Below are 22,687 nucleotides of genomic sequence, written 5' to 3' on the forward strand. Positions count from 1 at the left end.
GAAAATAATTCGAACCAATCGGTTCGATTGCACTTGATATGGTCCTGTTTCCGCGCTATGTCAACGGCCGGATCGAACCGAACGGTTCAGTATCATAGCCTTATTTTAGAGAGATGTCATGTCCTCGAACGCGCCAACCACCGCCGAAGTCCGTCCTTTCCCCAATGCCAAGATCGCTCCGGCGACGGAAGCGCCCGAAGTGCCTTTCCAGCCGGCCGTCAGCACGCCGGTGGAAGCGCCAGCCAAGAAGAAGCGCTCGGTGCGCTCGTTTTTGCTGCCGATCATCGGCGTTGCCTTGCTGAGCGCCGGCGCCTGGTACGGTTACAACTACTGGACCACGGGTCGCTTCATGATCTCGACGGACGACGCCTATGTCCAGGCCGACATGGCGTTCATCTCGCCCAAGATTTCCGGCTATGTCGATCAGGTCAAGGTGAGCGAGAACCAGTCGGTCAAGGCTGGCGACCCGTTGCTCGTCGTAGATGACGGCGACTACAAGATAGCCGTTGCCCAGGCCGAGGCGCAGATCGCCACCTTGAGCAAGACGCTCGACCGTATCGACGCCCAGACCGAAGCGGCGCGCGCCTCGCTGCAGCAGGCGCAGGCACAGAAGGTCGCTGACCAGGCCGCCGCCGACAATGCGGCGAAGGTCGAGGTACGCGCCTCGCAACTGCTCAAGACGCACGTCGGCACGCAGGCACAGCTGGACGATGCCCAGACGGCGGTCCAGCAGGCCAACGCCGCTCTTGTCGGCGCCGACGCGCAGATCGCCGCGGCACAGGCCAATATCGGCGTGCTGCAGGCGCAGCGCGCCGAATCGGCAAGCACGCTGGCTTCCTTGCAACTCAGCCGGGACAAGGCCGCGCGCGATCTTTCCTTTACCGTGCTCAAGGCGCCTTATGACGGTGTCGTCGGCAACCGCTCGGTCGAGCAGGGCGATCTCGTCAGCCCCGGCCAGAAGCTCGCCGTCATCGTGCCGATGGACAAGCTCTACATCGTCGCCAACTTCAAGGAGACGCAGCTTGCCCGGCTGGTTCCCGGCGAGAAGGTCAAGATCTCGGTCGATGCGACCGACGGCCAGGATTTCGAGGGAACCGTCTCGTCGCTGGCGCCGGCTTCGGGTGCGGTGTTCTCGCTGCTGCCGCCCGAAAACGCCACCGGCAATTTCACCAAGGTCGTGCAACGCGTCCCGGTCCGCATCGATGTGCCGGCCGACGTGCTGAAGAGCGGCAGGCTGCGCGCCGGCCTGAGTGTCGTCGTCGCCGTCGACAGCCGTACCGCGCCCACGGCCTCGAACTGAGCGGCCACCGGGGAGCAATGCCATGGCCACCGCAACCCTGACAGCAGGAGCGCCGCCGGCGAGGCCGGCTGTGCCTGACACCATCTCGACACGTCGCGTCATCGCCTTCCTGGCGATGGTGTTCGGCATGTTCATGGCCATCCTGGACATCCAGATCGTCTCGGCCTCGCTGGCCGAGATCCAGGCCGGCTTGAGCGCCAGTTCCGACGAGATCCCGTGGGTGCAGACCGCCTATCTGATCGCCGAGGTGGTGATGATCCCGCTGTCGGGGTTCCTCAGCCGGATGCTGTCGACACGCGTGCTGTTCACGATCTCGGCGGCCGGCTTCACCGCGGCCAGCGCGCTGGCTGCGACCGCCACCAACATCGACCAGATGATCGTCTACCGTGCCGTCCAGGGCTTCATCGGCGGCGGCATGATCCCGAGCGTCTTTGCCGCGGCCTTCACCATTTTCCCGCCGTCGCGCCGCGCCGTGGTCTCGCCGATGATCGGACTGGTGGCGACGCTGGCGCCGACCATCGGCCCGACCGTCGGCGGCTATATCAGCCATGCCATGTCCTGGCATTGGCTGTTCCTCATCAATGTCGTGCCCGGCATCCTGGTGACGACGGCGGCCTGGACGCTGATCGACTTCGACAAGCCCAATCTCAAGCTGTTCAGCAAGTTCGACTGGTGGGGCCTCGCCGGCATGGCCGCCTTCCTGGGCTGCATGGAGTATGTGCTCGAGGAAGGCCCGAACAACGACTGGCTGCAGGACCAGGGCGTATTCATCTGCGCCATCGTCATGACCGTGGGCGCCGTGCTGTTCTTCTGGCGTGTGTTCACCGCCGAGGAGCCGATCGTCGACCTGAAGGCGTTCACCAACGTCAACTTTGCCTTCGGCTCACTGTTCTCCTTCGTCATCGGCATCGGCCTCTATGGCCTGACCTATCTTTATCCGGTGTTCCTCGGGCGCATCCGCGGCTACGATTCGATGATGATCGGCGAGGCGCTGTTCGTCAGCGGCCTGGCGATGTTCCTCACCGCGCCGGTCTCGGGCATCCTGTCGAGCAAGATGGACCCGCGCCTGATGATGATGGTCGGCTTCTTCGGCTTCGCCACCGGAACCTGGTGGATGACGCATCTCACCGCCGACTGGGATTTTTATGAGCTGCTCATTCCCCAGATCCTGCGCGGCTGTTCGATGATGCTGTGCATGGTGCCGATCAACAACCTGGCACTCGGCACCTTGCCGCCAGACCGCTTGAAGAATGCTTCCGGGCTGTTCAACCTCACCCGCAACCTTGGCGGCGCCGTCGGCCTGGCCGTCATCAACACCGTGCTGATCGACCGCAACGCGTTCCACTACGCAAGGCTCTCGGAGCACGTGCAGTGGGGCAGTGCCGCCGCGCAGCAAAAGCTGCAGAACATGACGCTCAATTTCGAGCAGACCGCCGGCCTCGACGCGACCAGTGCTGCGATCTCCAAGCTGTCGGGCATGGTGCAGCAGCAGGCCGCGCTGCTGTCCTTCATGGACGTGTTCTTCCTGCTGACGGTGCTGTTTGCGACGCTCGGGCTGTTCACAATGCTGATCCGCAAGCCGGCCGCGGCCGGCGGCGGCGGTGGCGGCGGCCACTAGAGCAATTCCAGGAAAAGTGTGAAACGGTTTTCCCGGGAAAAGCGCGTAGCGCTTTCCCTTAGGGAATTGCGTCAAAGCAAACTGATACCAAACGTGGACAGCAGTTTCGGGAAGCTCCTCCAGTCCACGCCCGAAAAGCTCTGACCGCGCAAAAAACTCCGGGCCGCAAGCCCGGAGTTTTTTCGTATTCCGATTTGGAGCACCGGAATTGCGTCCAAAAGGGAGATGTCAGGCCGTGGCGGGCTTGAAGGTAAGCGCCACGCCGTTGATGCAGTGCCGCAGGCCGGTCGGCGCCGGGCCGTCATCGAAGACGTGGCCGAGATGGCCGCCGCAACGGCGGCAATGTGCCTCGGTGCGGGTCATGCCGAGCGACCTGTCCACGGTCGTGCCGATGGCCTTGGGAATCTCCTGCCAGAAGCTTGGCCAGCCGGTGCCGGAATCGAATTTCGTCTCGGACGGATAGACTGGCAGGTCGCAGCCGGCACAGGCAAAGATGCCCTTGCGGTGTTCGTTGAGCAGCGGGCTGGTGCCGGGATATTCCGTGCCTTCCTTGCGCAGCACGTCGAAGGCGGCCGGCGACAGGATGGCCTTCCACTCGGCATCGGTCTTGGTGACCTCGAAGGTTTCGGCAGCCTGTGCGGGCTGCGGGTTGCCCATGCGCAGCATCGTTGCGGCAGCCCCGGCGACGCCGATGGCGGCGGCACCGCTCAAAAGAAAGTCGCGACGGTTCATGACCAGTTCCTCCTGTCGTCTCTTTTGCCAAACTATACCGCCGTCCGGAAATCAAAAGCCGGTGACGGTGGCCCTCGAACGAACACTCCGCGCCTTTCCACATCTGAACGTGGGCGGCGCGGAGTGCGCGGGCCGGTTGCGGGTCACGGGAGCGAGACCATGCAATCGACGGAGAGCCCTTGCTGCAATTTCGTCCGCAGCAGGCCCCTTGTTACATCTTCGCCCCCCTTTTACATTTTGGGGAGCAGAACCTTGTCGATGACGTGGATGACGCCATTGGACTGCTCGACATCGGCAATCGTCACATTGGCGACGTTGCCGTTCTCGTCGGTCACGGTGACCTTGCCGCCGTCGGCCTTGAGCGACAGTTCGCAGCCGCCAACCGTCTTGACCTTGTGGGTGCCGCCATCGGCCTTGGCCATCGCAGCGACGTCCGCCCCCATCGCCTTGGCGCCGATGACATGGCAGGTCAGGATCTTGGTGAGCTTGTCCTTGTTCTCGGGCTTGAGCAGCATTTCGACCGTGCCGGCCGGCAGCGCGGCAAAGGCCTCGTTGGTCGGCGCGAACACCGTGAACGGACCGGCGCCCTGCAGCGTTTCGACAAGGCCGGCCGCCTTGACGGCGGCGACCAGGGTCGTGTGGTCCTTCGAATTGACGGCGTTCTCGACGATGGTCTTGTTGGCAAACATGGCGGCGCCGCCAACCATCGGGTTTTCGGCATAGGCCGCGGTGGCAAGAGCCGAAACAGCGATCGCGCTGGCAAGCAAAAGGGTGGCGTATTTACGCATGATGTCAAACTCCTCGGGTTTTTCTCTTCCCATCCTTGGGGACGCGAGGAGATACGGGCTACAAATGCGGGAGTTTCAGAAACATCAGGATCTTTTAATTTTATTTGCACCGCAGAGTGATTTTCACACAATGCGGTTTGCCGGCTCATCGGTGCGGTTAGACATCCGGTGCGAAAAGATAGACTGCAAGTTTTCTATGTGAGGGAGAAAGCGGTCAGATGCTCTTCAGATCGCCCGCAGCGACCACCGGTCCGGTCGGCTGGCCGGTCGGCGAACCGCCTGCCGGCTCGAGGCTGACGGCAAGCACCGCGCCCTGGGCGAGCTTCTGCTGGGCAGCCGGCGAGACGACGATATGCGCTGTCGCGCCGGCCGGGATGATGCCCATCGAGACCGGCGGGTTCTTGCCTTCGATCATCCACAGCTCGAAGTCCTTGCCGGCGGCACGCTCGCCGGAGACATGCGACAGGCCGACCTCGTGATGCGCGGCGTCATAGACGGCGAGATATTTGACATCGCTGCCATCGGCGGCCAGCGAGGCGACGAGGCGCGCATGCGGCTGCTCGACTGGCGGGTTGATAACGGGCACGGCGATGTAGATCGCCAAAGCGGCGACCGCCGCAGCAGCGAGGCCGCGCCAGAAGGCCAGGCTGGACCACAGCCCGCCGCGCGATTCGGTGGGCGTGGCCACGGCCGCGGTGGACGTGAACAGGCGGCGATCGATCGCAGCCTTGACCGAAGCCGGCGGCTCGATTTCCGGGTAGGCGGCGGCCAGCGGCGAGAGCGAGACCTCCCAGCCGTCGACAAGACGGGCGAACCCGATCTCCGCATCGATGCGCCGGGACGCGATCTGCCGCTCCTCCGCCGACAGCACGCCGAGAACGTATTCGGCGGCGAGCAGGTCGTCGCCTCCACGTTCCGGTCCGTTGTCTTCCGCCAGCGTCATCTTTCCAGACATTCTCTGAGTTTCAACAGGCTGCGGCGCAGCCAGGTACGCATCGTGTTCAACGGCACGCCGTGGCGCTCCGCCAGTTCGGCATAGCTCTCGCCCCTGAGATAGGCGCCCCGGACGGCCGCCGCCCGGTCCTTTTCCAGTTCGTCGAGACAATGATGGATGCGTTCGGATTCACCGCCCGCCACCACCATCGCTTCCGGCCCTGGCGTCGGATCGGCCACGTCGATCGCGGCATCGATATCAAGGGCGGGCTTGCGTCGCGCTCTGACGCGATCGATCGCGTGGTTGCGCGCGATCGCCACCAGCCAGGAGATCGGGCTCAAGTCTGAGACGGCAAAACGGTCCGCCTTCGTCCAGATCTTGACGAAGACTTCCTGCAGGGCTTCTTCGGCATCTCCCCGGTCGTTCAATACACGAAGGCAGACGCCGAAAAGTTTCGCGCTGGTCTGCCGGTAGAGCAGATCGAACGCAGCCCGATCCTTCATCGAAGTCCGGACGATCAGCTTGGTGATGTCCTGCGGCGTCATGCAGGCAAATTAGGGGATTGCAATGTATTTGCAACGCCGGAAATAGCCCTGTGCACGCCTGACTTGCCGCATTGCCGGCCCGGATCTGTCCGTCGATTGCCAATGAAATCGCCACTGGCTAGCTTGTCTTCCCACGATGAGGAAAACGCACATGTCGGTTGAACATACATTGTGGGCGCAAGATGCAACCGGCCTTGCCGACCTGGTTCGCAAGGGCGAGGTCTCACCAATCGAGCTGACCGAAGCGGCGATCGGCCGCGCCGAGGCCACCCGTTCCGACATCAACGCCACGGCGGAGCCGCTCTATGATGCCGCGCGGGCCCGGGCGAAGACCGTCGACCGCTCGCTGCCGCTGGCCGGCATTCCCTTTGCCATCAAGGATCTCGGCATCGCCATCAAGGGCGTCTCAACGCATGGCGGCAGCCGTATTCCGGCATGGCGGGCTGATGTCAATTCGGTGCTGACCGATCGCTACCTCGCCGCCGGCCTCATTCCGATCGTCACCTCGACGTCGCCGGAATACGGGCTTCGGCTGATGACTGAATCCAGGGCCTTCGGCATCACCCGCAATCCCTGGAACACCGGCCATACCAGCGGCGGCTCATCGGGGGGTGCGGCGGCGCTGGTCGCTGCCGGCGTCGTGCCGGTGGCGCATGCCTCGGATGGCGGCGGCTCGATTCGGGTGCCTGCCGCCTGCACCGGGCTTGTCGGCCTGAAGACGTCGCGCGGCCGCATACCGCTGACGCCATTGGTGAGCGAGAGCTGGTACGGCATGGTCGTCGACCATGCGCTCACCCGCTCGGTGCGCGACTGCGCGCTGCTGCTCGACCTCACCCACGGTCCCGATCTTTTGACGCCCTATGCGGCGCCGTCGCCCAAGGGCAGCTTCGTTGCGGCTGCCGCGCGCGATCCCGGCAAGCTCAGGCTGGCCGTGTACCGCAAGTCGCCGCTTGGCCTGCCGGTCTCGGCCGAGACGCTTGTTGCGCTCGACGCGGCGGTGGCGCTCGCCCGCGAAGGCGGCCATACGGTCGAGGACATCGATCTGCCCTTTGTCGGGCGCGATTTCTTCGCCGATTTTGCCACCGGCGTGGCCTCTGCCGTCGCCGGCACGATGCGGGCCGAGGCGCTGCGTGTCGGCCGTTCCGTTCTGGGCGACATCGAGCGCGCAACGCGCATCCTCGCCCGCTTCGGTGAACTGGTATCGGCCGGCGAGATCTATGCCGGCCTGCAACGGCTGCATGCGACTTCGCGACAGCTGATCGCAGAGACCGCGCAATATGATGCCGTGCTGATGCCGATCATCGCCCACCCGCCGCTCGCCTGCGGCGCCATGGACCCGAAAGGCGCTGACGAACTCATCGAGAACCTGCTCGACAAGCTTCATCTCACCGTCTTGCTGAAGCTGAAGCCATTGCTCGGCCAGCTGATGGATAAGAGCCTCGGGTTCACCCACTGGCCGGCGATCCAGAATGTCAGCGGCCAGCCGTCGATCGCGCTGCCGGTCCATGTCACCGATGCCGGCCTGCCGCTCGGCATCCAGGCGGTGGGCCGGCCGGGCGACGAGGAGACACTGCTGTCGCTTGCCGCGCAGATGGAGAAGATCTCGGGTTGGTTGGGCCGCAGGGCGCCGCTGAAGGTGCCGTCATGATGACGACGTCGTGAGGCGCCCGAATATGACAGCAAAGCCATTTGCGGCTGGCCCCAATTCCCGCTAAGACGCCGCCGACTTTACCTGATGCATCATGCATAAACCAAGTGCATGTCGCCCAAGAGTGCACAGCAGTTTTGGGACGACGACATGCACAAAACCAAAAGCCAGGAACCACGCCGATGACGGAAATCACCGCCACCGCCGAAATGCAGGCCGCCCTGCTTTCGCGGGCGCTGCCTTACATGCAGCGTTACGAGCACAAGACGGTCGTGGTGAAATATGGCGGCCACGCCATGGGCGATATCGAGCTCGGCAAGGCCTTCGCGCGCGACATCGCGCTGTTGAAGCAATCCGGCGTCAACCCGATCGTCGTCCATGGCGGCGGCCCGCAGATCGGCGCCATGCTGGCCAAGATGGGCATTGAATCCAAGTTCGAAGGCGGCCTGCGCGTCACCGACCAGAAGACGGTCGAGATCGTCGAGATGGTGCTGGCCGGCTCGATCAACAAGGAGATCGTGGCGCTGATCAACGCCGAGGGCGAATGGGCGATCGGCCTGTGCGGCAAGGACGGCAACATGGTCTTCGCCGAAAAGGCGCGCAAGACGATGATCGATCCGGACTCCAACATCGAGCGCGTGCTCGATCTGGGCTTCGTCGGCGAGCCGGTCGAGGTCGACCGCACCTTACTCGACCTTCTGGCGCGCTCCGAAATGATCCCGGTGCTGGCGCCGGTGGCGCCGGGCCGCGACGGCCACACCTACAACATCAACGCCGACACCTTCGCCGGCGCTATTGCCGGCGCCTGCCAGGCAACGCGCCTGCTGTTCCTCACCGACGTGCCCGGCGTGCTCGACAAGAACAAGAAGCTGATCGACGAACTGACCGTGGCCGAGGCCAAGGCGCTGATCAAGGACGGCACGGTTTCAGGCGGCATGATCCCCAAGGTCGAAACCTGCATCGAGGCGATCGAGCGTGGCGTCGAAGGCGTCGTCATCCTCAACGGCAAGACGCCGCATTCGGTGCTGCTCGAGCTGTTCACCGAACACGGCGCCGGCACGCTGATCGTGCCCTGAGCCGCCCTTTGGTCTTCCGCTGCCGCCAATCGATCAGGCCAGCTGCGGAAGGCGCGCGATGACCTTGATTTCGAAATCGAAGCCCGCCAGCCAGTTCACGCCCACCGCGGTCCAGTTCGGGTAGGGCGGTTCGCCGAACGCCTTCAGGCGAACGGCGTCGATCGCTCCCCATTGCGTGGCCGGATCTGTGTGGAAGGTGGTCACGTCGACGATGTCGTCGAACGTGCAGCCGGCGGCCTTCAGCACCGCGGCGAGATTGTCGAAGGCAAGCTGGACCTGGCTTGCGAAGACCGGTTCGGCCGACCCGTCCTCGCGGCTGCCGACCTGGCCAGAGACGAACAGGAAGTCGCCCGAGCGGATCGCCGCCGAGTAGCGGTTGATCTCGTAGAGAGCCTGCCGGCCGGCAGGGAAGATAGCGTCGCGTTTGGTCATAGTTCATTCCATTTCAAACAAGGCAGGCCAGGCCTCTCGGGCGTCGCGAACTGGCTTCGCCGCCAGGGCGAGAGCCGTTCGCAAGGCTTCAGGGTTCTGGATCGCTGCGTTCCAGTGTCCGGGATGTATTGACATACGCCCCGTATGTTTGATCTAGATGCATACGCTGCGTATGTCAATTCGCATACGCGACGTATATTAATCTAAGAGGCCAGCGATCATGCATTCGGCAAGATCGCGATCCCAGGCATAGCCAGCTTGCGCGCCGGGCGGCGAACGCTCATTGACTCCTCTTCGGCGTCCTGCGGCGCGCCCCAGAACTCGGCAAGGGTCGGGCCGTCTTTCACCCTGCCTTCGCGGACCAGAAATCCCCAGACCTCGCGGAACCAGACGCGGCGCCCCATCTGCGTGTACCAGCGCATCGAATGCCGCTGCTCGGGGTCCTTGTGGAACAGGATGCGCGCCAGCGCCTTCGGCCGCGACTGCACCGCCAGTTCGATCAGCTTGATGCTGAAAAACAGCATCCACGGTTTCAGCCGCGTCATTTGCAGCACCTGGTGCTTGTAGTCCCACAGGCGGGCATCCTTCTGGATGACCTTGCGATCCCGCGCGATCCTGAAGAACGGCGTCCAGCGATGCGGCGTCACATAAAGCGCCTGGATCTGGTCGGGATCGTAGGCGATGAGCTGGCGAAAGCCGCGCCACAGGTCGCGAAAGCCTTCATCCCCGAAGCCGGCCACCCAGGTCGCCATCGACAGGATGCCGTTGAGGCGCAGCAGCCTTATCGCCTCGCGATCGGATGAGGTGCTACCACCCTTGCGGATCAAGGCAAGCGTCTGTTCATCGGTGTTTTCCATGCCGAGCAGCCAGCGGATGACGCCGGCCTTGCGGTAGAGATGCAGGATGTCGGCATCGCGCACGATGTCGTCGGCGCGGGTCGAGCCGACGATCAGCACCGGTACGTTCTCGGTGATCATGGCGTCGAGAAAGGCCCGCCAGGCCTTCTTCGATACGGTCGGGTTCTCGTCGGCAAGGTTGATCATCTCGACGCCGTGCTCGCGGTGCAGCCAGGCGATCTCCTTGGCGAATCTCACCGGATCGCGATGCCGCCAGCGGGTCCAGAAGCCGCGCTGGCCGCAATAATTGCACAGGTGCGGGCAGCCGCGCGAAAACTGCATGACCACGGCCCGCTTGCCGCCCCAATAGCTGTAGCTGATATGGTCGATCAGCTCCCAGCCGACACGGTAGGCGTCGAGATCGGCGATGGTCATTGCCGGCTGCGTGGCGAAGGGACGGCGCAGATCGTCGCGAAAGGCGATGCCCGCCACGCTTGCCGGCGGCTGGTGCATTTCCAGCGCCTCAACCAGCGCCACGACAGTCGCCTCGCCCTCGCCGCGCACGATGAAGTCGAAGACGTCCGTACCAGCCAGGATATCGCCCCAGTGATAGGTCGGGAACACGCCGCCATAGATGATGATGGTCGCCGGCTCGCGCTGCTTGATCATGTGCGCGATCAGCAAGGCGGTCGGGTGCGCCGAGGTCGAGCCGGAATGGCCGATCAGGACGAAATCGGGACTGTCGTCGAGCGCATTGCGTGCCACCATGTCGAGCGGCATCGGCCCGAATTCGGCATCGACGAGGCGCACCTCATGGCCGGCATCGATCAACGGGCCGCCGAGCGCCAACAGACCAAGCGGCGGCAGGTGATCGTCCGGCACGCGGCTGCCGATGGCGGTGTGCGGTGGATTGATCAGGACGATTTTCATGGCGGACCTCCGGGGCAGTTGGTCCGCGCATGCTGGCCGGTGATATGGACGCCCGATTGGCCCGTTTCAGCAGTTTGCGTGCAGCTTTTCCCCAGGGATGCGCAAGGCAGGTATTGTCACCGCCTGAGGTGCCCGAGCGGTACGTGGCCGGGGCCCTTGATGTTCTGCAGCACCAGCTGGGTGTGGACGTCACGCACGCCGTCGAGCCGCATCAGCCGGTGCATGACGAAGGCGTTGAGCTCGTCGACCGACGGCACCATGACATGCAGCAGGAAATCGTGGTCGCCGGTCATCGTCCAGCATGACGACACCTCGTCCATACGCTGCACGGCGGCGATGAAGCTTTCGGGCGAGCCATCACTGTGGCTGACAAGGCGCACCTGGATGAACACCTCGACCATCAGGCCGACCGCGCGGCGGCTGATCACCGCGGCAAAACCCTTGATGATGCCAGCCTCCTGCAGTGCCTCGAAACGTCGTGCGCACGGGGTCGTCGACAGGCCGATCTCTTGCGCCAGCTCGGACACCGGCTTGCGCCCGTCACGCTGCAAGACATCGAGCATCTTGATCTCGAAATCATCGAATTGAGGCATTTTCACTCCATGAAAGCGTTTCTGGAGTGAATGTTATCCCGAATATCGCGCTCGAGCCATCATCAAAACCGATTTGCCTCGGCAGATCCGGTTATCCTTTCGGCACGTCCGCCATTCATGACTTGCAGGGAGAAGAACCATGACGACGATGAGCGTTGCCGAATATGCCCGCGACTGCGCGGCGCAAGGGTTGCGTGGTGACTATTCGGTCTGCCGTGCCGATTTCACCGTGGCGCAGGGTTACGATTACAGCACCGAGGAGCAGGCGGTGTGGCGCACGCTGTGCGACCGCCAGACCAAACTGACGCGCAAGCTTGCCCACCACTCCTATCTCGACGGCGTCGAGAAGCTCGGCCTGCTCGACCGCATTCCCGATTTCGAGGACGTCAGCGCCAAGCTGCGCAAGCTGACCGGCTGGGAGATCGTCGCCGTGCCGGGTCTCATTCCCGCCGCGCCTTTCTTCGACCATCTCGCCAACCGCCGCTTCCCGGTCACCAACTGGCTGCGGACCAGGCAGGAGCTCGACTACATTGTCGAGCCGGACATGTTCCATGATTTCTTCGGTCACGTGCCAGTGCTGTCGCAGCCGGTGTTTGCCGACTTCATGCAGATGTATGGCCGGAAGGCCGGCGACATCATTGCGCTGGGCGGCGACGAGATGATCACCCGGCTCTACTGGTACACGGCCGAATATGGCCTGATGCAGGAGAACGGCCAGCAGCTGAAGGCCTTTGGCGCCGGCCTGATGTCGTCGTTTACCGAGTTGCAGTTCGCCGTCGACGGCAAGGACGCCCACCACGTGCCGTTCGACCTCGAAACGGTGATGCGCACCGGCTACGAGATCGACAAATTCCAGCGCGCCTATTTCGTGCTGCCGTCCTTCGACGCCTTGCGCGATGCCTTCCAAACCGTTGATTTCGAGGCGATCGTCGCGCGCCGCAAGGGCCAACCGGCGCTCGACCCGGCGACGGTCTAAACAATTCCAGGAGAATTATTTCCGCAGGGAACGACATGCATGAAACACAAAGCGCGTCGCATGAATCCGTGTCGACGCGACGCGCTTTGGACGCTTTGATCCCGCTGGGCTATTGCATGGCGGCGGGGTTCATCCACAGGAACTCCCAGACGTTGCCGTCGGGGTCCTCGATGTGGCGGTTGAACATGAAGCCGAGGTCCTGCGCAGGGTTGGGATCGGCGCGGCCGCCTGCCGCCACGCCCTTCTCGATTGTGGCATTGACCTCGTCCTTGCTGCCGGCGGTGAGTGCGATCAGCATCTGGCTGTCACGCCTGGCGTCGCCGATCTGACGCGTTGTGAACTGGCCATAGTGCTGGTGCGTCAGCAGCATCACCCCAATCGAGTCGGAGAGCATGATCGAACTGGCCTGGTCGTTCGAGAACTGCGGATTTAGTGTGCCGCCGATCGCGAGATAAAACTTGGTCGCTGCCTGCAGATCGCGCACCGGCAGATTTATGAAGATCATCTTGGTCATCGGTCTAAGCCTTGCCTTCGTTGACAGGTACTAGTCAGTCCAGTACCGTTTTCATGACTATCATGCGGGAACGGTACCGTCTAGTACTGGTCAGGAGGTCGCCATGAAAATCGACGGTGAGACGAGATCGGCACGCAAGGATCGTGAGATCATCCAGGCGGCCACCGCGGCGTTCATCGGCAAGGGTTATGACGGGACCAGCATGGAGGAAATCGCCACCAGGGCGGGGGCCTCCAAGCAGACCGTCTACAAGCATTTCACCGACAAGGAGACGCTGTTCGGCGAAGTCGTTCTTGCAACCGCTACCCAGGCCAACGATGTCATCGAGTCCGTGACGACGCTGCTTTCCGAGGCGAAATTCATGGAAGGTGGCCTGCAGCAGCTCGCTCGATGTTTGATAACGACGCTCATGGATGAAGAGTTGTTGAAGCTGCGGCGCTTGATCATCGCCAATGCGGATCGAATGCCGCAGCTTGGCCGCAGTTGGTACGAAAAGGGCTTCGAGCGCATGCTTGGCTCAATGGCTTCCTGCTTTCAAAAGCTCACCAGTCGAGGGCTGATACAGACCAGTGATCCCTATCTGGCAGCCAGCCACTTTTTTGGGATGCTTCTTTGGATCCCCATGAATGAAGCCATGTTCACGGGAAGCAACCGGCGCTCCAAGGCCGAACTGGAACGGCACGCGGATGCCTCGGTGGGGGCGTTTCTTGTCGCCTATGGGGTCCAGCCGAAATAGTCCGTCGCCTGCCGACATCGCAGTAACGCCGCCAAACACATCGCACCCCTATCGCCCAGGGTTGTCCGACCCCTCGGCCTTCAGCCGCGCCAGCTGGGCGCGCTGCAGGTCGAGGGCGGCGTTGACGAAGCGCGATATGGTGGCGAGCTCGGCGTCGCTGAAGGTCGCGATGACCTTTTCGCCCTCCCTCGCGATGGCGCCATAATAGCGCGCCGACAGGTCCCGCGTCGCCTCGGTCGCCTCGATCACCACTTTGCGCCTGTCCTCGAGATTGCGCGTGCGCGTCAGCAGCCCGCGCGCCTCCAGCCGGTCGATCAGCGCCGTCACCGCGGCCGGCGTCAGCCCGGTTGCGGTCGCGATCGCGCCGGCCGATTGCGGGCCGCCATGGAGCAGCCCGATGCAATGGCGTTCGGCCATGTTCAGCCCCAGCCTCAGCCCCACCGCCTCGTCATAGGCCTGCGTCGCGTCCTGCCATTGCATGATGGCAAGGCCGATGGCCGCCGTCATTTCAGCACGATTCCCGCTTGACGACTTTATTTCGATCATCTAACTATCACTCTGTCTAACATTTAGACTATCTCAACAATATGCGGTTGCAGCGCCCACAAGGCAAGAGCCGACCGTAATCATGGAGTGAAAAATGAGCTTGATTCAACAACGTACCCCTCTCTCGCATGAGGAGGAGTTCAAATACGCCAAGCTGGCCATGGAATGGTATGGCTGGGGCTCCCCCATCGGCTTGGGCATTTTGCTCGTGGCGCTGGCCGCTGCCGCGGTTCTGGTGCGCATCGCCGTCTACGGCTTCTGAGCCAGAGCAATTCCGGGAAAAGCGCGTAGCGCTTTCCCTCGGGGAATTGCGCAAAAAAAATCGATGCCGCACATCAGCTGGCGCCATCACTGGCGCCGGCTCCCGTGGAACCGTCAGACGGTGACCACCTTGCTCAGATGGTCACCCAGCCGGCAGGCCAGCGCGGTGATCGTCGTCGTCGGATTGCATTCGCCCGACGTGCAGAACACCGAGGAGCCGCCGACATAGAGATTGTCCATGCCGTGCACCTTGCAGTTGGCGTCGACAACGCTCTTGGTGACGTCGGTGCCCATCCGCGTGCCACCCATATGGTGATGGCCCGCCGTCTCGTCGTTGGTCGGGTAGTCGCCGCTATTGGTGATCCAGTCGGCAATGCGCACCCGGCCGAGATTCTTCTCGATCAGCGTCGTGCCGAACAGTCTAAGCCCTTCGAGAAGGGTGCGGTGTTCCAGCTCCGATTTCTTCCAGTGCAGCTCGATGCGCGGCACGCCGGCATGGTCGACATCGGTCGTCGACAGTTCGATCCGGTTGGAGGCCAGCGGTGCCTGTTCCCAGGCAACATAAAGCTGGGCCGCGCAGCGCAGATTCTGGCTGAGCTTGGCGGACATCCATTCGGCCATGTCTGGCGCCGTGCAGGCGAGGTCGGCGATCAGGCTCTTGACGCCCGGATAGGGTGTCTCGATCAGCCTGATGCCGAAATTCATGATCTGTAGCCGCTCCATGGCGGCAAGCGTCGGCGAGAAGAAGACCTCGTTGACGGCATCGACCTCGAACTCGCCATAGTCGGCCAGGATGGCATTGCCGCCCTCGAAGGTCGGATGCTCCATCCAGTAGCGGCCAAGCGCCGTCGCATTCGGCACGACGCCGCCGTTCGAGCGCTGGTTCGACCACAGAAGCAGGCGCGAATTCTCCAGTCCGCCGGTGCAGACGATGAAATAGTCCGCGCTGAAGGCGCCGGCATCCTGCCCGTTGGACCACAGCCTGGCGCCCGTCACGCGTTTGCCGTCGCCGGCAAGTTCAGTAGCGTAGGTGTTGAGCACAACCGCGACGTTCCTGCTCTTGTCGAGCTCGTCGGCGAATTTTTCGCCGAAGCGCACCGCCGGGCTCTTGATCAGCTGCACCCAGCGAATGTCGTCGGAGACCGGCACGTCCGGCCGGAAACCGGGAAGTTCGAGGATATCGTGCACTTCCGGCAGATAGGGTTCAATGTCGGCGCGGCGAATCGGCCAACCCGTGTCGGGCGCCCAGGCCTTCGGCTCGAAATCCTGCTTGTCGAGCACGCGGCACCAGCCTGCCCAGTGGTTCGAGCTGCCGCCCATGAAGCGCAGCCGAGTGACGTCGAGATCGAAGTAGAAATCACCGACCGTGGTGCCACGGTAGAAATCCTGCGACTCGTCGCTGAATTCGCGCGAGCCGGCTTCCAGAACCACGACCGGAATGCCGGCGGCGGCAAGCTTGCGAGCAATGGTGGTGCCGGCCGGGCCGGAGCCGAGGATGCAGACCTTGGCAGAGAAATTGGCGGCGCGAAACGCATCATAGCTGTCGAAGATCATGCCAGATCGCTCCGCTTCAGGATCCAGCCATTGACCTCGACGATCTCGTTCGGGTCGGCCGGGGTTGCATCGGCCCGGTTTGGATCAGCATGCGAGGCATCGGCGTCAGGCAGCGTGCGGAACAGGGACAGGGCAGGCAATGCGATCAGCGCCTGCACGATCGTGCGGCGGGATATTCTCTTGATGAAGAAACTCATGACTGGTCTCTCGGGTGGGGGCTTCGACGACGCATGGCGTTCCCTGAACGACAGGTCCCGGAACGGCACATGCATCGCGGCAGAAGCCAGTATTGTGCCACGCTACCCGCAAAGCAGCGAAAGCCGGGTAAACGGCGCAACCGAGTGCGAACAGGGTTAGGATTTCCTTAACGGCCGGATCCTGCGGGTCGGCCGCCGGGTCAGGCCGCTTCGGAAATGTCCGTGTCGAGGATCGTCAGATTGCGGCCCCGGTGCTTGGCCTGGTAGAGGCGCCGGTCGGCGGCGCGCATCAGGTCCGATACGCCGACATCCTCGCCACAGACGGTTCCGCCGATGCTGACCGTGAGCGGAACGGTCCGCTCGTCGACGGGCCGGAAGCGGATCAGCTCGACTTCGCGCCGAATGCGCTCGGCGACGCGCTTTGCCTCCTGCTCGGTGGCGCCTAGCAGGAAGGCGCCGAACTCCTCGCCGCCGATGCGGCCGAGCACATCGCCGCTGCGCACGCCGCGTTCGATCGCGCTGGCGATCAAGAGCAATGCGTCATCGCCGGTCAGGTGGCCAAAATTGTCGTTGATCCTCTTGAAGTGGTCGGCGTCGATGATCAGCAGCGCCCCGCGATCGGACTTGCGGCGGGAACCATCGAGGGCGGCAAAGAAGTTTTCCCGGTTGAGCATGCCAGTCATGTCGTCGCGGCTCGCCTTGTCCGCCAGGCGGCGATGCGCGGCGGCGAGCTGGGCATGGGCTCGGGCAAGATCGCGATGGGCGCTTTTCAGCCTGTCGCTTTGCCAGAAAGTGCTTGCGCTGGCGACCCAGGCGAGGACCAGCGGACAGAGCGTGGTGGTCAGCCAGATCGTGCGGTTGACCGGAAATCCCATCGCCGGAACGATGATCAGCGTCAAAAGGAGAGAGGCTGCGACAGAGGCAAAAGCAACGGCGGCGGATCTCAAAATTATGCTATTCATCGCGTGCTCCCACAGGTCTGCCTCTGTGCCAGTAAGCCCTGAAGGCTACCTTTCCCGGATGCTTAAAATTTGAAGGGTGACGCTATTTCCGCGACTCTCGGCGCGCATAAGTTGTGGATAAAGTCTCTTTCAGAATGTCTGTTTCATGCCATAAGGAGCGCATGACCACGCTGCCTGACCCCGCCCGCTTCGCTCATGTCACCGACTGGGTGTTCGACCTCGACAACACGCTCTATCCGCATCATTCGAATCTGTTCTCGCAGATCGACGTCAAGATGACCGCCTATGTCGGCGAGCTGCTGGCATTGCCGCGCGAGGCGGCACGCAAGCTGCAGAAGGAGCTCTATCTCGAATATGGCACGACGCTGAACGGGCTGATGACGCGCCACGGCATCGACCCCGACGATTTCCTCGAAAAGGTGCATGACATCGATTATTCATGGCTAGTGCCCGATCCCGTTCTCGGCACCGCCATCCGCCAGCTCCCGGGCCGCAAGTTCATCTTCACCAACGGCGACCGCAGGCACGCCGAACGCACCGCGCGCCAGCTCGGCATCCTCGACCATTTCGATGACATCTTCGATATCGTCGCTGCCGGGCTCAATCCCAAACCGGCACGCCAGACCTACGAGAAATTCGCCGAACTCCACGCCGTCACCGGCCACAATGCGGTGATGTTCGAGGACCTTGCCCGCAACCTTGCAGTGCCGAAGTCGCTGGGCATGACCACGGTGCTCGTCGTGCCGCGCAATTTCGAGCCGACCTTTTCGGAAATCTGGGAGCGCGACCCGGCCAACGAGGATGATGTCGATTTCGTCACCGACGACCTCGCCGGCTTCCTGACCGCGATCGTCGAGGTCACCGCCTGAGGTTCAGGATATTCAGGTGATGCCGGCCTGCAAACGGCGGCTTCCTGCGCTTCCGGTGCTCACGTACCCGAACGTACGCTCCGCTCCGGTTCTCGGAACCCACCGTTTTCGGCTCGGCCTGACCTGAATCTCGATGAACCTCGAACCGTCAGTGCTCTCACAGATTGTAGAAGCGGCTGATGATCCCCCAAGCCTCGTCGGCGGTGTCGACGAAATCGATGATGTCCTGGTCGCCGGGGCTGATCGTGCCCTGTTCGGCGAGGAAATCGAGATCGATCGCGCGTTTCCAGAAGGATTTGCCAAACAGGATCACCGGTACGCGCTCCATGCGCCCGGTCTGGATCAGGGTCAGCGTCTCGAAGAACTCGTCCATCGTGCCGAAGCCGCCGGGAAACACCGCGACCGCCTTGGCGCGCATGACGAAATGCATCTTGCGAATGGCGAAATAGTGGAAGTTGAAGCAGAGCTCCGGCGTCACATAGGCGTTCGGCGCCTGCTCGTGCGGCAAGACGATGTTGAGCCCGATCGATGGCGCGCCGACGTCGTCGGCGCCGCGATTGCCGGCTTCCATCACGCCGGGCCCGCCGCCGGTCACCACGACATATTCGCGGTAGTATGAAGCCGCCGACTGCTGCGAGCAGAGGCGGGCGAATTTGCGCGCCTCCTCGTAATACTTGCTGTTTTCCTCGAGGTTCTTCTTCTGCGTCTCGTTCTTGGCCGCCCAGGCCTCGCCGCCGGGTTCCGGCAGGCGTGCGCCGCCAAACAGGATCACCGTCGAACGAATGCCGCGTTCGGCAAGGATCATCTCGGGCTTCAAGAGTTCGAGCTGCAACCTGACTGCGCGCAATTCGCGCCGTGTCATGAATTCGGGATCGTTCCAGGCGAGCCGGTAGGTCTCGGCACGCGTCTGCGGCGTGTCCGGCACGCTCTTCGACCGCTCCAGATCCTCGTCCGAATGCGGCAGCGGCGTCCACCCCGCCTTTTCCATAGGAGTCATAATGGCCTTACCCGTCCAGATTCTTCACTTGCGCCGTCCCATGACGCAGCCGCGATTGACCCTCGTTGAGCCTTAACATAAGCAGGTTCCGCGAAAGTGTCCGGCGGTTTTGCGACAAGGACCTGCTACATGCAAAGACCCAGGCAGGCAAAGCCTGCCAGGGGTCCGCGCGACTTCAAACAGGGTAAGGCGCAGCCCCTTAACAGCTTGGTAATGGAGCAAATTCATGTCGAAGCCCGATCTGGCGAGCCTCGAGAAGACCATTGAGAAGGCCTTCGAGGAACGCGACACGATTTCGACGGCGACCCGCGGCGAAACCCACGACGCCATCCAGTCGGCGCTCGACCTGCTCGACCGCGGCGCCGTCCGCGTCGCCGAGCGGCAGGCCGACGGCAAATGGCATGTCAACCAGTGGCTGAAGAAGGCCGTGCTGTTGTCCTTCCGGCTCAACCCGATGGAGATCATCAAGGGCGGTCCCGGCCAGGCCGTGTGGTGGGACAAGGTGCCGTCGAAGTTCGACGGCTGGAGCGCCGTCGACTTCGAGAAGGCAGGCTTCCGCGCCGTGCCGTCATCGATCGTGCGCCGTTCCGCCTATGTCGCGCCGGGCGCCGTGCTGATGCCGTCCTTCGTCAATGTCGGCGCCTATGTCGACTCAGGCACCATGGTCGATACCTGGGCCTCGGTCGGCTCCTGCGCCCAGATCGGCAAGAACGTGCATCTGTCGGGCGGTGTCGGCATCGGGGGCGTGCTGGAGCCGATGCAGGCCGGCCCGACCATCATCGAGGACAATTGCTTCATCGGCGCGCGCTCGGAAGTGGTCGAGGGCTGCATCGTGCGCGAAGGCTCGGTGCTCGGCATGGGAGTCTTTATCGGCCAATCGACCAAGATCGTCGACCGTGCCACCGGCGAGATCTTCTACGGCCAAGTGCCGCCGAATTCCGTCGTTGTCGCCGGTTCGCTGCCTGGCAAGCCTTTTCCGAACAACGAGCCTGGCCCGGGTCTTTACTGCGCAGTCATCGTCAAGCGCGTCGATGCCAAGACCCGCTCCAAGACCTCGATCAACGAATTGCTGCGCGATTGATCTTTGCGCAAAGCGAGCGCACCTTCCGCGGGCGCGACAATCCGTCGCGCTGGTTCTACATGGAGGGGTGACATGGACTGGAAGTATCTGCTCACAAGCTTTGATGGTCGTATCAACCGTGGCAAGTTCTGGGCTGGCATCGGCGTATTCATCGTTATCGGCATCATAGCTTTCATTCTCGATGCGATCCTCGGCACACGTTTCACCACCGCCAGTGGCGCCCAGGTCGGCGTCATCGGCATCCTCTTAGCAGTGGCATCGATCTATTTCGCGATTGCTCTCTATGCCAAACGCTGGCACGACCGCAACAAGTCGGGCTGGTGGACGCTGATCGGCCTCGTACCCATTATCGGCGGCATCTGGCTGCTGGTGGAGCTCGGCATTCTCGAAGGCACCAGGGGTGCCAATCAATATGGACCGGACCCGCTTGCCTGACAGATCAGATCTTACCTGGCTTTTCTTCAAAACATCGGGCCGCGTCAGTCGCGCGGCCTATTTTCTTGGTGGGTTGCTCGTCGCCATCATACAGGCCTTTCCGCTCTACCGCTTCACGCTGGTGCCGGAAGGCTCGGCCGAGAGCAACATGTGGTCGTTCATCTTCTTCATCGCCTTCATCGCCTCTCTATGGTCGAACATCGCGCTGGCGGTGAAGCGGCTGCACGACCTCGACAAGCCGGGCATTGCCGCGCTGATCCTGTTCGTGCCGGTGGTCTCGATCGTCGCCTTCCTTGTGTTGTGCCTGTTTCCAGGGCAGCCTGGGCCCAACCGCTATGGCCGGCGCACCAACGAGCCGGACCAACCCTGAGGGCCGATCGGACATGCGCTACCGCACGCTTGATCCGAAACTGATCATCGACACCGCCGAACGGCTGGAGGGCCGCGTCGCCGAGCGCTTTCCCAACGCCGGACTACGCGGCGTCGCCACCGAACTGGTGTCGCTATCGCGCGACCTGACCAAGGCGGCTCAGGCGCTCGAAGCGCCGATCTGGTGGCTGCGCGGTCTCATCGTCGCCGCCGTTGTCGCCGGCGCGCTGGTCTTCCTGTTCGTCGGCACCATCCTGCCGCTCATTCACATCTCCCAGGCCGATGACGCGGTCCAGTCGGTGCAAGGCATCGAAGCCACCATCAACATGATGATCCTCGCCGTGCTCGGCTTCTTGGCACTGGTCCGCACCGAGGAGCGCATCAAACGCAAGCGGGTGTTTCGCCAGCTGCACGGCCTGCGGTCGCTGATCCATGTCATCGACATGCACCAGCTGACCAAGGATCCGGCAGCCCTTTCGGCCAATTTCAAGCCGACCTCGCACTCGCCGGCCCGCATCACCAATGCCGCCGACTTGGCGCGCTACCTCGACTATTGCTCCGAAATGCTGTCGATCACCGGCAAGATCGCCGCCCTGTTCGCACAGTCGGTCAATGACGACGTGGTCATCGACGGCGTCAACGACATTGAGAACCTGGCGTCCAACCTGTCACGGAAAATCTGGCAGAAGATCACGCTGATCGAGGCCCATCCGGCGGCGCAACAACCTGCTCCGGCGCCAGCCCCGGCGAGCCAAGCCGCGCCGCCTCCGCCGCGCGCACGAGCGCGCTGACGCTCTTCAGCAGAGGCGCCGGCGTACCCGTCTGTTCGGCAAGGCCAAGCACCGCCCCTTGCAGTTGGCGGATCTCCGTCGGCCTGCCGCGCTGAAGATCGTCCCACATTGACGAACGCGCTTGCGGGTCGATCGCCAGCATGCGCCGCGCCAGTCGCCTGAACAGCCAGTCCGGCAGCCTGAGCACCTTCGGTAGCAGTGCCGGCCGCAAGCCGGCAATTCGCGCCGGCTCGATGCCGGACGCTTTCATCGTCGCGAGCGCCTCGTCGATCTGGCCGGCCAGGATCATCCGCCAGCGACGGTCGGCGAGTTCCGTTGCCAGCGGCAGGCCGGACAGCGCCACCAACGCGTTGTTCAAATTCATCAGCAGCTTGCCCCACAGCACGGCCTTCATGTCGCCATGGGCTTCGACCGCAAACCCTTCGACGCCGAGAAGGCCGACCAGGCTCGCGTCGCGGTCTTCGACCATCACCTTGCCGTCGCTGGCGCGGTGGACGCGCAGCGGCAACTCGCCGTCCGGGGACTGCACCACATTGAACGGCACCATGCCGGCCAGCACCGTGCGGCCGTCGAGCCCGGCGCGCAGCCTGTCGGCATTGTCGACGCCGTTCTGCAGGCTGACCACCACCGCATCGCGGCGGGCGTGGGCCCTGATGAGGTCTGCCATATCCTGCGTCGCGCCGCTCTTGACAGTGACCAGGATCACGTCCGCCTGAGGCAGGGCGACAGCCGGATCGGCGGTGACGGCAAGCGCATCCGGCACGATCGAGCGGTTGCGGCCTTGGAGGTCGCTGACCCGCAATCCGCGCTGCCGCAACACCGCCTCGATGCGCGGCCGGGCCAACAGGATCACCCGGCGCCCGGCGAGCGCCAGGCAGCCGCCGGCATAGCAGCCGATGCTGCCGGCGCCGGCAATGACGATCCTCTTGTCCGCATTTGCCATCCCGTCGCTCCGCACCGGCCCGGA

26 protein-coding genes are annotated in these 22,687 nt (G+C 63.2%); 12 read left to right on the forward strand and 14 right to left on the reverse strand.

The genetic code is table 11. The features are described from left to right. Nucleotides 1-118 precede the first annotated feature (118 nt). Both AC1DZU_RS01355 and AC1DZU_RS01360 read left to right on the forward strand, forming a co-directional pair. A complete protein-coding gene (locus tag AC1DZU_RS01355) occupies nucleotides 119-1,300 on the forward strand; it encodes an HlyD family secretion protein (RefSeq protein WP_477281038.1) in 1,182 nt (393 codons plus the stop codon). 22 nt (nucleotides 1,301-1,322) lie between these two features. Further along, nucleotides 1,323-2,918: a DHA2 family efflux MFS transporter permease subunit gene (locus AC1DZU_RS01360; protein ID WP_477281040.1), complete on the forward strand. Its 1,596-nt coding sequence runs from the start codon at nucleotides 1,323-1,325 to the stop codon at nucleotides 2,916-2,918. A gap of 228 nt (nucleotides 2,919-3,146) precedes the next feature. On the opposite strand, the gene msrB is transcribed toward AC1DZU_RS01360, so the two are convergent. The 4 genes from msrB to AC1DZU_RS01380 all read right to left on the reverse strand — a co-directional run bounded on the left by msrB (nucleotide 3,147) and on the right by AC1DZU_RS01380 (nucleotide 5,917). Continuing rightward, the gene (msrB, locus tag AC1DZU_RS01365; RefSeq protein ID WP_477281042.1) at nucleotides 3,147-3,650 is read right to left on the reverse strand and encodes a peptide-methionine (R)-S-oxide reductase MsrB; all 504 of its coding nucleotides are present in this window, start codon (nucleotides 3,648-3,650) and stop codon (nucleotides 3,147-3,149) included. Nucleotides 3,651-3,880: 230 nt separating this feature from the next. Beyond that, nucleotides 3,881-4,438, reverse strand: a complete 558-nt coding sequence (locus AC1DZU_RS01370; RefSeq protein WP_477281044.1) for a fasciclin domain-containing protein — start codon at nucleotides 4,436-4,438, stop codon at nucleotides 3,881-3,883. 214 nt (nucleotides 4,439-4,652) lie between these two features. Then, nucleotides 4,653-5,381, reverse strand: coding sequence for an anti-sigma factor (locus tag AC1DZU_RS01375; protein WP_477282183.1), 729 nt, complete (start codon nucleotides 5,379-5,381; stop codon nucleotides 4,653-4,655). Further along, entirely contained in the window at nucleotides 5,378-5,917 is a 540-nt protein-coding gene (locus AC1DZU_RS01380) for a sigma-70 family RNA polymerase sigma factor (protein ID WP_477281046.1), read from the reverse strand. The genes AC1DZU_RS01375 and AC1DZU_RS01380 overlap by 4 nt, the downstream gene beginning before the upstream one ends. A gap of 151 nt (nucleotides 5,918-6,068) precedes the next feature. Here AC1DZU_RS01380 and AC1DZU_RS01385 point away from each other — a divergent pair, with 151 nt between their 5' ends. Both AC1DZU_RS01385 and argB read left to right on the forward strand, forming a co-directional pair. Continuing rightward, nucleotides 6,069-7,565 (forward strand): amidase, encoded by a 1,497-nt coding sequence (locus AC1DZU_RS01385; RefSeq protein ID WP_477281048.1) that lies wholly within the window; start codon nucleotides 6,069-6,071, stop codon nucleotides 7,563-7,565. Between the two features lie 182 nt (nucleotides 7,566-7,747). After that, nucleotides 7,748-8,641, forward strand: a complete 894-nt coding sequence (gene argB, locus AC1DZU_RS01390) for an acetylglutamate kinase (RefSeq protein WP_112559011.1) — start codon at nucleotides 7,748-7,750, stop codon at nucleotides 8,639-8,641. Nucleotides 8,642-8,674: 33 nt separating this feature from the next. On the opposite strand, the gene AC1DZU_RS01395 is transcribed toward argB, so the two are convergent. The 3 genes from AC1DZU_RS01395 to AC1DZU_RS01405 all read right to left on the reverse strand — a co-directional run bounded on the left by AC1DZU_RS01395 (nucleotide 8,675) and on the right by AC1DZU_RS01405 (nucleotide 11,432). Then, nucleotides 8,675-9,073 (reverse strand): RidA family protein, encoded by a 399-nt coding sequence (locus tag AC1DZU_RS01395; protein WP_477281050.1) that lies wholly within the window; start codon nucleotides 9,071-9,073, stop codon nucleotides 8,675-8,677. A 218-nt stretch (nucleotides 9,074-9,291) separates the two neighbouring features. Beyond that, entirely contained in the window at nucleotides 9,292-10,839 is a 1,548-nt protein-coding gene (bchE, locus tag AC1DZU_RS01400; RefSeq protein WP_477281052.1) for a magnesium-protoporphyrin IX monomethyl ester anaerobic oxidative cyclase, read from the reverse strand. A 116-nt stretch (nucleotides 10,840-10,955) separates the two neighbouring features. Continuing rightward, nucleotides 10,956-11,432: an Lrp/AsnC family transcriptional regulator gene (locus tag AC1DZU_RS01405; RefSeq protein ID WP_027040109.1), complete on the reverse strand. Its 477-nt coding sequence runs from the start codon at nucleotides 11,430-11,432 to the stop codon at nucleotides 10,956-10,958. A 139-nt stretch (nucleotides 11,433-11,571) separates the two neighbouring features. Here AC1DZU_RS01405 and phhA point away from each other — a divergent pair, with 139 nt between their 5' ends. Further along, a complete protein-coding gene (gene phhA / locus AC1DZU_RS01410) occupies nucleotides 11,572-12,408 on the forward strand; it encodes a phenylalanine 4-monooxygenase (protein ID WP_477281054.1) in 837 nt (278 codons plus the stop codon). Between the two features lie 109 nt (nucleotides 12,409-12,517). On the opposite strand, the gene AC1DZU_RS01415 is transcribed toward phhA, so the two are convergent. Further along, the gene (locus tag AC1DZU_RS01415; RefSeq protein WP_477281056.1) at nucleotides 12,518-12,922 is read right to left on the reverse strand and encodes a VOC family protein; all 405 of its coding nucleotides are present in this window, start codon (nucleotides 12,920-12,922) and stop codon (nucleotides 12,518-12,520) included. Nucleotides 12,923-13,025: 103 nt separating this feature from the next. On the opposite strand from AC1DZU_RS01415, the gene AC1DZU_RS01420 reads away from it, so the two are divergent. Continuing rightward, nucleotides 13,026-13,658 carry a TetR/AcrR family transcriptional regulator gene (locus AC1DZU_RS01420; protein WP_379105054.1) on the forward strand — a complete coding sequence of 211 codons (633 nt, stop codon included), beginning with the start codon at nucleotides 13,026-13,028 and terminating at the stop codon, nucleotides 13,656-13,658. A gap of 48 nt (nucleotides 13,659-13,706) precedes the next feature. Here AC1DZU_RS01420 and AC1DZU_RS01425 read toward each other — a convergent pair whose 3' ends face one another. Continuing rightward, entirely contained in the window at nucleotides 13,707-14,204 is a 498-nt protein-coding gene (locus tag AC1DZU_RS01425; protein ID WP_477281059.1) for a MarR family winged helix-turn-helix transcriptional regulator, read from the reverse strand. 94 nt (nucleotides 14,205-14,298) lie between these two features. Between AC1DZU_RS01425 and AC1DZU_RS01430 the strand changes: the two genes are divergently transcribed. Then, complete coding sequence (locus AC1DZU_RS01430) at nucleotides 14,299-14,466, forward strand: hypothetical protein (protein ID WP_184872957.1); 168 nt, start codon at nucleotides 14,299-14,301, stop codon at nucleotides 14,464-14,466. 113 nt (nucleotides 14,467-14,579) lie between these two features. Here AC1DZU_RS01430 and AC1DZU_RS01435 read toward each other — a convergent pair whose 3' ends face one another. The 3 genes from AC1DZU_RS01435 to AC1DZU_RS01445 form a co-directional block, all read right to left on the reverse strand. Further along, nucleotides 14,580-16,019 carry a GMC oxidoreductase gene (locus AC1DZU_RS01435; RefSeq protein WP_477281061.1) on the reverse strand — a complete coding sequence of 480 codons (1,440 nt, stop codon included), beginning with the start codon at nucleotides 16,017-16,019 and terminating at the stop codon, nucleotides 14,580-14,582. Continuing rightward, nucleotides 16,016-16,216 carry a hypothetical protein gene (locus tag AC1DZU_RS01440; RefSeq protein WP_477281063.1) on the reverse strand — a complete coding sequence of 67 codons (201 nt, stop codon included), beginning with the start codon at nucleotides 16,214-16,216 and terminating at the stop codon, nucleotides 16,016-16,018. The genes AC1DZU_RS01435 and AC1DZU_RS01440 overlap by 4 nt, the downstream gene beginning before the upstream one ends. Before the next feature lie 200 nt (nucleotides 16,217-16,416). Next, complete coding sequence (locus AC1DZU_RS01445) at nucleotides 16,417-17,178, reverse strand: GGDEF domain-containing protein (RefSeq protein WP_477281065.1); 762 nt, start codon at nucleotides 17,176-17,178, stop codon at nucleotides 16,417-16,419. A 161-nt stretch (nucleotides 17,179-17,339) separates the two neighbouring features. Between AC1DZU_RS01445 and AC1DZU_RS01450 the strand changes: the two genes are divergently transcribed. Further along, nucleotides 17,340-18,047 carry a pyrimidine 5'-nucleotidase gene (locus AC1DZU_RS01450; protein WP_477281067.1) on the forward strand — a complete coding sequence of 236 codons (708 nt, stop codon included), beginning with the start codon at nucleotides 17,340-17,342 and terminating at the stop codon, nucleotides 18,045-18,047. Nucleotides 18,048-18,204: 157 nt separating this feature from the next. Here the strand turns inward: AC1DZU_RS01450 and AC1DZU_RS01455 are convergent, their stop codons facing one another. Continuing rightward, nucleotides 18,205-19,044: an LOG family protein gene (locus AC1DZU_RS01455; RefSeq protein ID WP_095083465.1), complete on the reverse strand. Its 840-nt coding sequence runs from the start codon at nucleotides 19,042-19,044 to the stop codon at nucleotides 18,205-18,207. Between the two features lie 226 nt (nucleotides 19,045-19,270). On the opposite strand from AC1DZU_RS01455, the gene dapD reads away from it, so the two are divergent. The 4 genes from dapD to AC1DZU_RS01475 all read left to right on the forward strand — a co-directional run bounded on the left by dapD (nucleotide 19,271) and on the right by AC1DZU_RS01475 (nucleotide 21,720). Further along, the gene (gene dapD, locus AC1DZU_RS01460) at nucleotides 19,271-20,125 is read left to right on the forward strand and encodes a 2,3,4,5-tetrahydropyridine-2,6-dicarboxylate N-succinyltransferase (RefSeq protein ID WP_477281069.1); all 855 of its coding nucleotides are present in this window, start codon (nucleotides 19,271-19,273) and stop codon (nucleotides 20,123-20,125) included. A gap of 72 nt (nucleotides 20,126-20,197) precedes the next feature. Beyond that, a complete protein-coding gene (locus tag AC1DZU_RS01465) occupies nucleotides 20,198-20,560 on the forward strand; it encodes a DUF805 domain-containing protein (RefSeq protein WP_477281071.1) in 363 nt (120 codons plus the stop codon). Beyond that, nucleotides 20,553-20,930: a DUF805 domain-containing protein gene (locus AC1DZU_RS01470; protein WP_477281073.1), complete on the forward strand. Its 378-nt coding sequence runs from the start codon at nucleotides 20,553-20,555 to the stop codon at nucleotides 20,928-20,930. Before AC1DZU_RS01465 ends, AC1DZU_RS01470 begins: the two co-directional genes overlap by 8 nt. Before the next feature lie 13 nt (nucleotides 20,931-20,943). After that, the gene (locus AC1DZU_RS01475) at nucleotides 20,944-21,720 is read left to right on the forward strand and encodes a hypothetical protein (RefSeq protein ID WP_477281075.1); all 777 of its coding nucleotides are present in this window, start codon (nucleotides 20,944-20,946) and stop codon (nucleotides 21,718-21,720) included. On the opposite strand, the gene AC1DZU_RS01480 is transcribed toward AC1DZU_RS01475, so the two are convergent. Next, complete coding sequence (locus AC1DZU_RS01480; protein ID WP_477281077.1) at nucleotides 21,620-22,663, reverse strand: 2-dehydropantoate 2-reductase; 1,044 nt, start codon at nucleotides 22,661-22,663, stop codon at nucleotides 21,620-21,622. The genes AC1DZU_RS01475 and AC1DZU_RS01480 overlap by 101 nt on opposite strands. Nucleotides 22,664-22,687 lie beyond the last annotated feature (24 nt).

Source organism: Mesorhizobium sp. P2_A12, from assembly GCF_056405075.1.

Excerpts from the sequence above, each read along its gene's own strand:
- AC1DZU_RS01355 (WP_477281038.1), top strand. The coding sequence starts at position 119 with ATGTCCTCGAACGCGCCAACCACCGCCGAAGTCCGTCCTTTCCCCAAT.
- AC1DZU_RS01360 (WP_477281040.1), top strand. The coding sequence starts at position 1,323 with ATGGCCACCGCAACCCTGACAGCAGGAGCGCCGCCGGCGAGGCCGGCT.
- msrB (WP_477281042.1), bottom strand. The coding sequence starts at position 3,650 with ATGAACCGTCGCGACTTTCTTTTGAGCGGTGCCGCCGCCATCGGCGTC.
- AC1DZU_RS01370 (WP_477281044.1), bottom strand. The coding sequence starts at position 4,438 with ATGCGTAAATACGCCACCCTTTTGCTTGCCAGCGCGATCGCTGTTTCG.
- AC1DZU_RS01375 (WP_477282183.1), bottom strand. The coding sequence starts at position 5,381 with ATGACGCTGGCGGAAGACAACGGACCGGAACGTGGAGGCGACGACCTG.
- AC1DZU_RS01380 (WP_477281046.1), bottom strand. The coding sequence starts at position 5,917 with ATGACGCCGCAGGACATCACCAAGCTGATCGTCCGGACTTCGATGAAG.
- AC1DZU_RS01385 (WP_477281048.1), top strand. The coding sequence starts at position 6,069 with ATGTCGGTTGAACATACATTGTGGGCGCAAGATGCAACCGGCCTTGCC.
- argB (WP_112559011.1), top strand. The coding sequence starts at position 7,748 with ATGACGGAAATCACCGCCACCGCCGAAATGCAGGCCGCCCTGCTTTCG.
- AC1DZU_RS01395 (WP_477281050.1), bottom strand. The coding sequence starts at position 9,073 with ATGACCAAACGCGACGCTATCTTCCCTGCCGGCCGGCAGGCTCTCTAC.
- bchE (WP_477281052.1), bottom strand. The coding sequence starts at position 10,839 with ATGAAAATCGTCCTGATCAATCCACCGCACACCGCCATCGGCAGCCGC.
- AC1DZU_RS01405 (WP_027040109.1), bottom strand. The coding sequence starts at position 11,432 with ATGCCTCAATTCGATGATTTCGAGATCAAGATGCTCGATGTCTTGCAG.
- phhA (WP_477281054.1), top strand. The coding sequence starts at position 11,572 with ATGACGACGATGAGCGTTGCCGAATATGCCCGCGACTGCGCGGCGCAA.
- AC1DZU_RS01415 (WP_477281056.1), bottom strand. The coding sequence starts at position 12,922 with ATGACCAAGATGATCTTCATAAATCTGCCGGTGCGCGATCTGCAGGCA.
- AC1DZU_RS01420 (WP_379105054.1), top strand. The coding sequence starts at position 13,026 with ATGAAAATCGACGGTGAGACGAGATCGGCACGCAAGGATCGTGAGATC.
- AC1DZU_RS01425 (WP_477281059.1), bottom strand. The coding sequence starts at position 14,204 with ATGATCGAAATAAAGTCGTCAAGCGGGAATCGTGCTGAAATGACGGCG.
- AC1DZU_RS01430 (WP_184872957.1), top strand. The coding sequence starts at position 14,299 with ATGAGCTTGATTCAACAACGTACCCCTCTCTCGCATGAGGAGGAGTTC.
- AC1DZU_RS01435 (WP_477281061.1), bottom strand. The coding sequence starts at position 16,019 with ATGATCTTCGACAGCTATGATGCGTTTCGCGCCGCCAATTTCTCTGCC.
- AC1DZU_RS01440 (WP_477281063.1), bottom strand. The coding sequence starts at position 16,216 with ATGAGTTTCTTCATCAAGAGAATATCCCGCCGCACGATCGTGCAGGCG.
- AC1DZU_RS01445 (WP_477281065.1), bottom strand. The coding sequence starts at position 17,178 with ATGAATAGCATAATTTTGAGATCCGCCGCCGTTGCTTTTGCCTCTGTC.
- AC1DZU_RS01450 (WP_477281067.1), top strand. The coding sequence starts at position 17,340 with ATGACCACGCTGCCTGACCCCGCCCGCTTCGCTCATGTCACCGACTGG.
- AC1DZU_RS01455 (WP_095083465.1), bottom strand. The coding sequence starts at position 19,044 with ATGACTCCTATGGAAAAGGCGGGGTGGACGCCGCTGCCGCATTCGGAC.
- dapD (WP_477281069.1), top strand. The coding sequence starts at position 19,271 with ATGTCGAAGCCCGATCTGGCGAGCCTCGAGAAGACCATTGAGAAGGCC.
- AC1DZU_RS01465 (WP_477281071.1), top strand. The coding sequence starts at position 20,198 with ATGGACTGGAAGTATCTGCTCACAAGCTTTGATGGTCGTATCAACCGT.
- AC1DZU_RS01475 (WP_477281075.1), top strand. The coding sequence starts at position 20,944 with ATGCGCTACCGCACGCTTGATCCGAAACTGATCATCGACACCGCCGAA.
- AC1DZU_RS01480 (WP_477281077.1), bottom strand. The coding sequence starts at position 22,663 with ATGGCAAATGCGGACAAGAGGATCGTCATTGCCGGCGCCGGCAGCATC.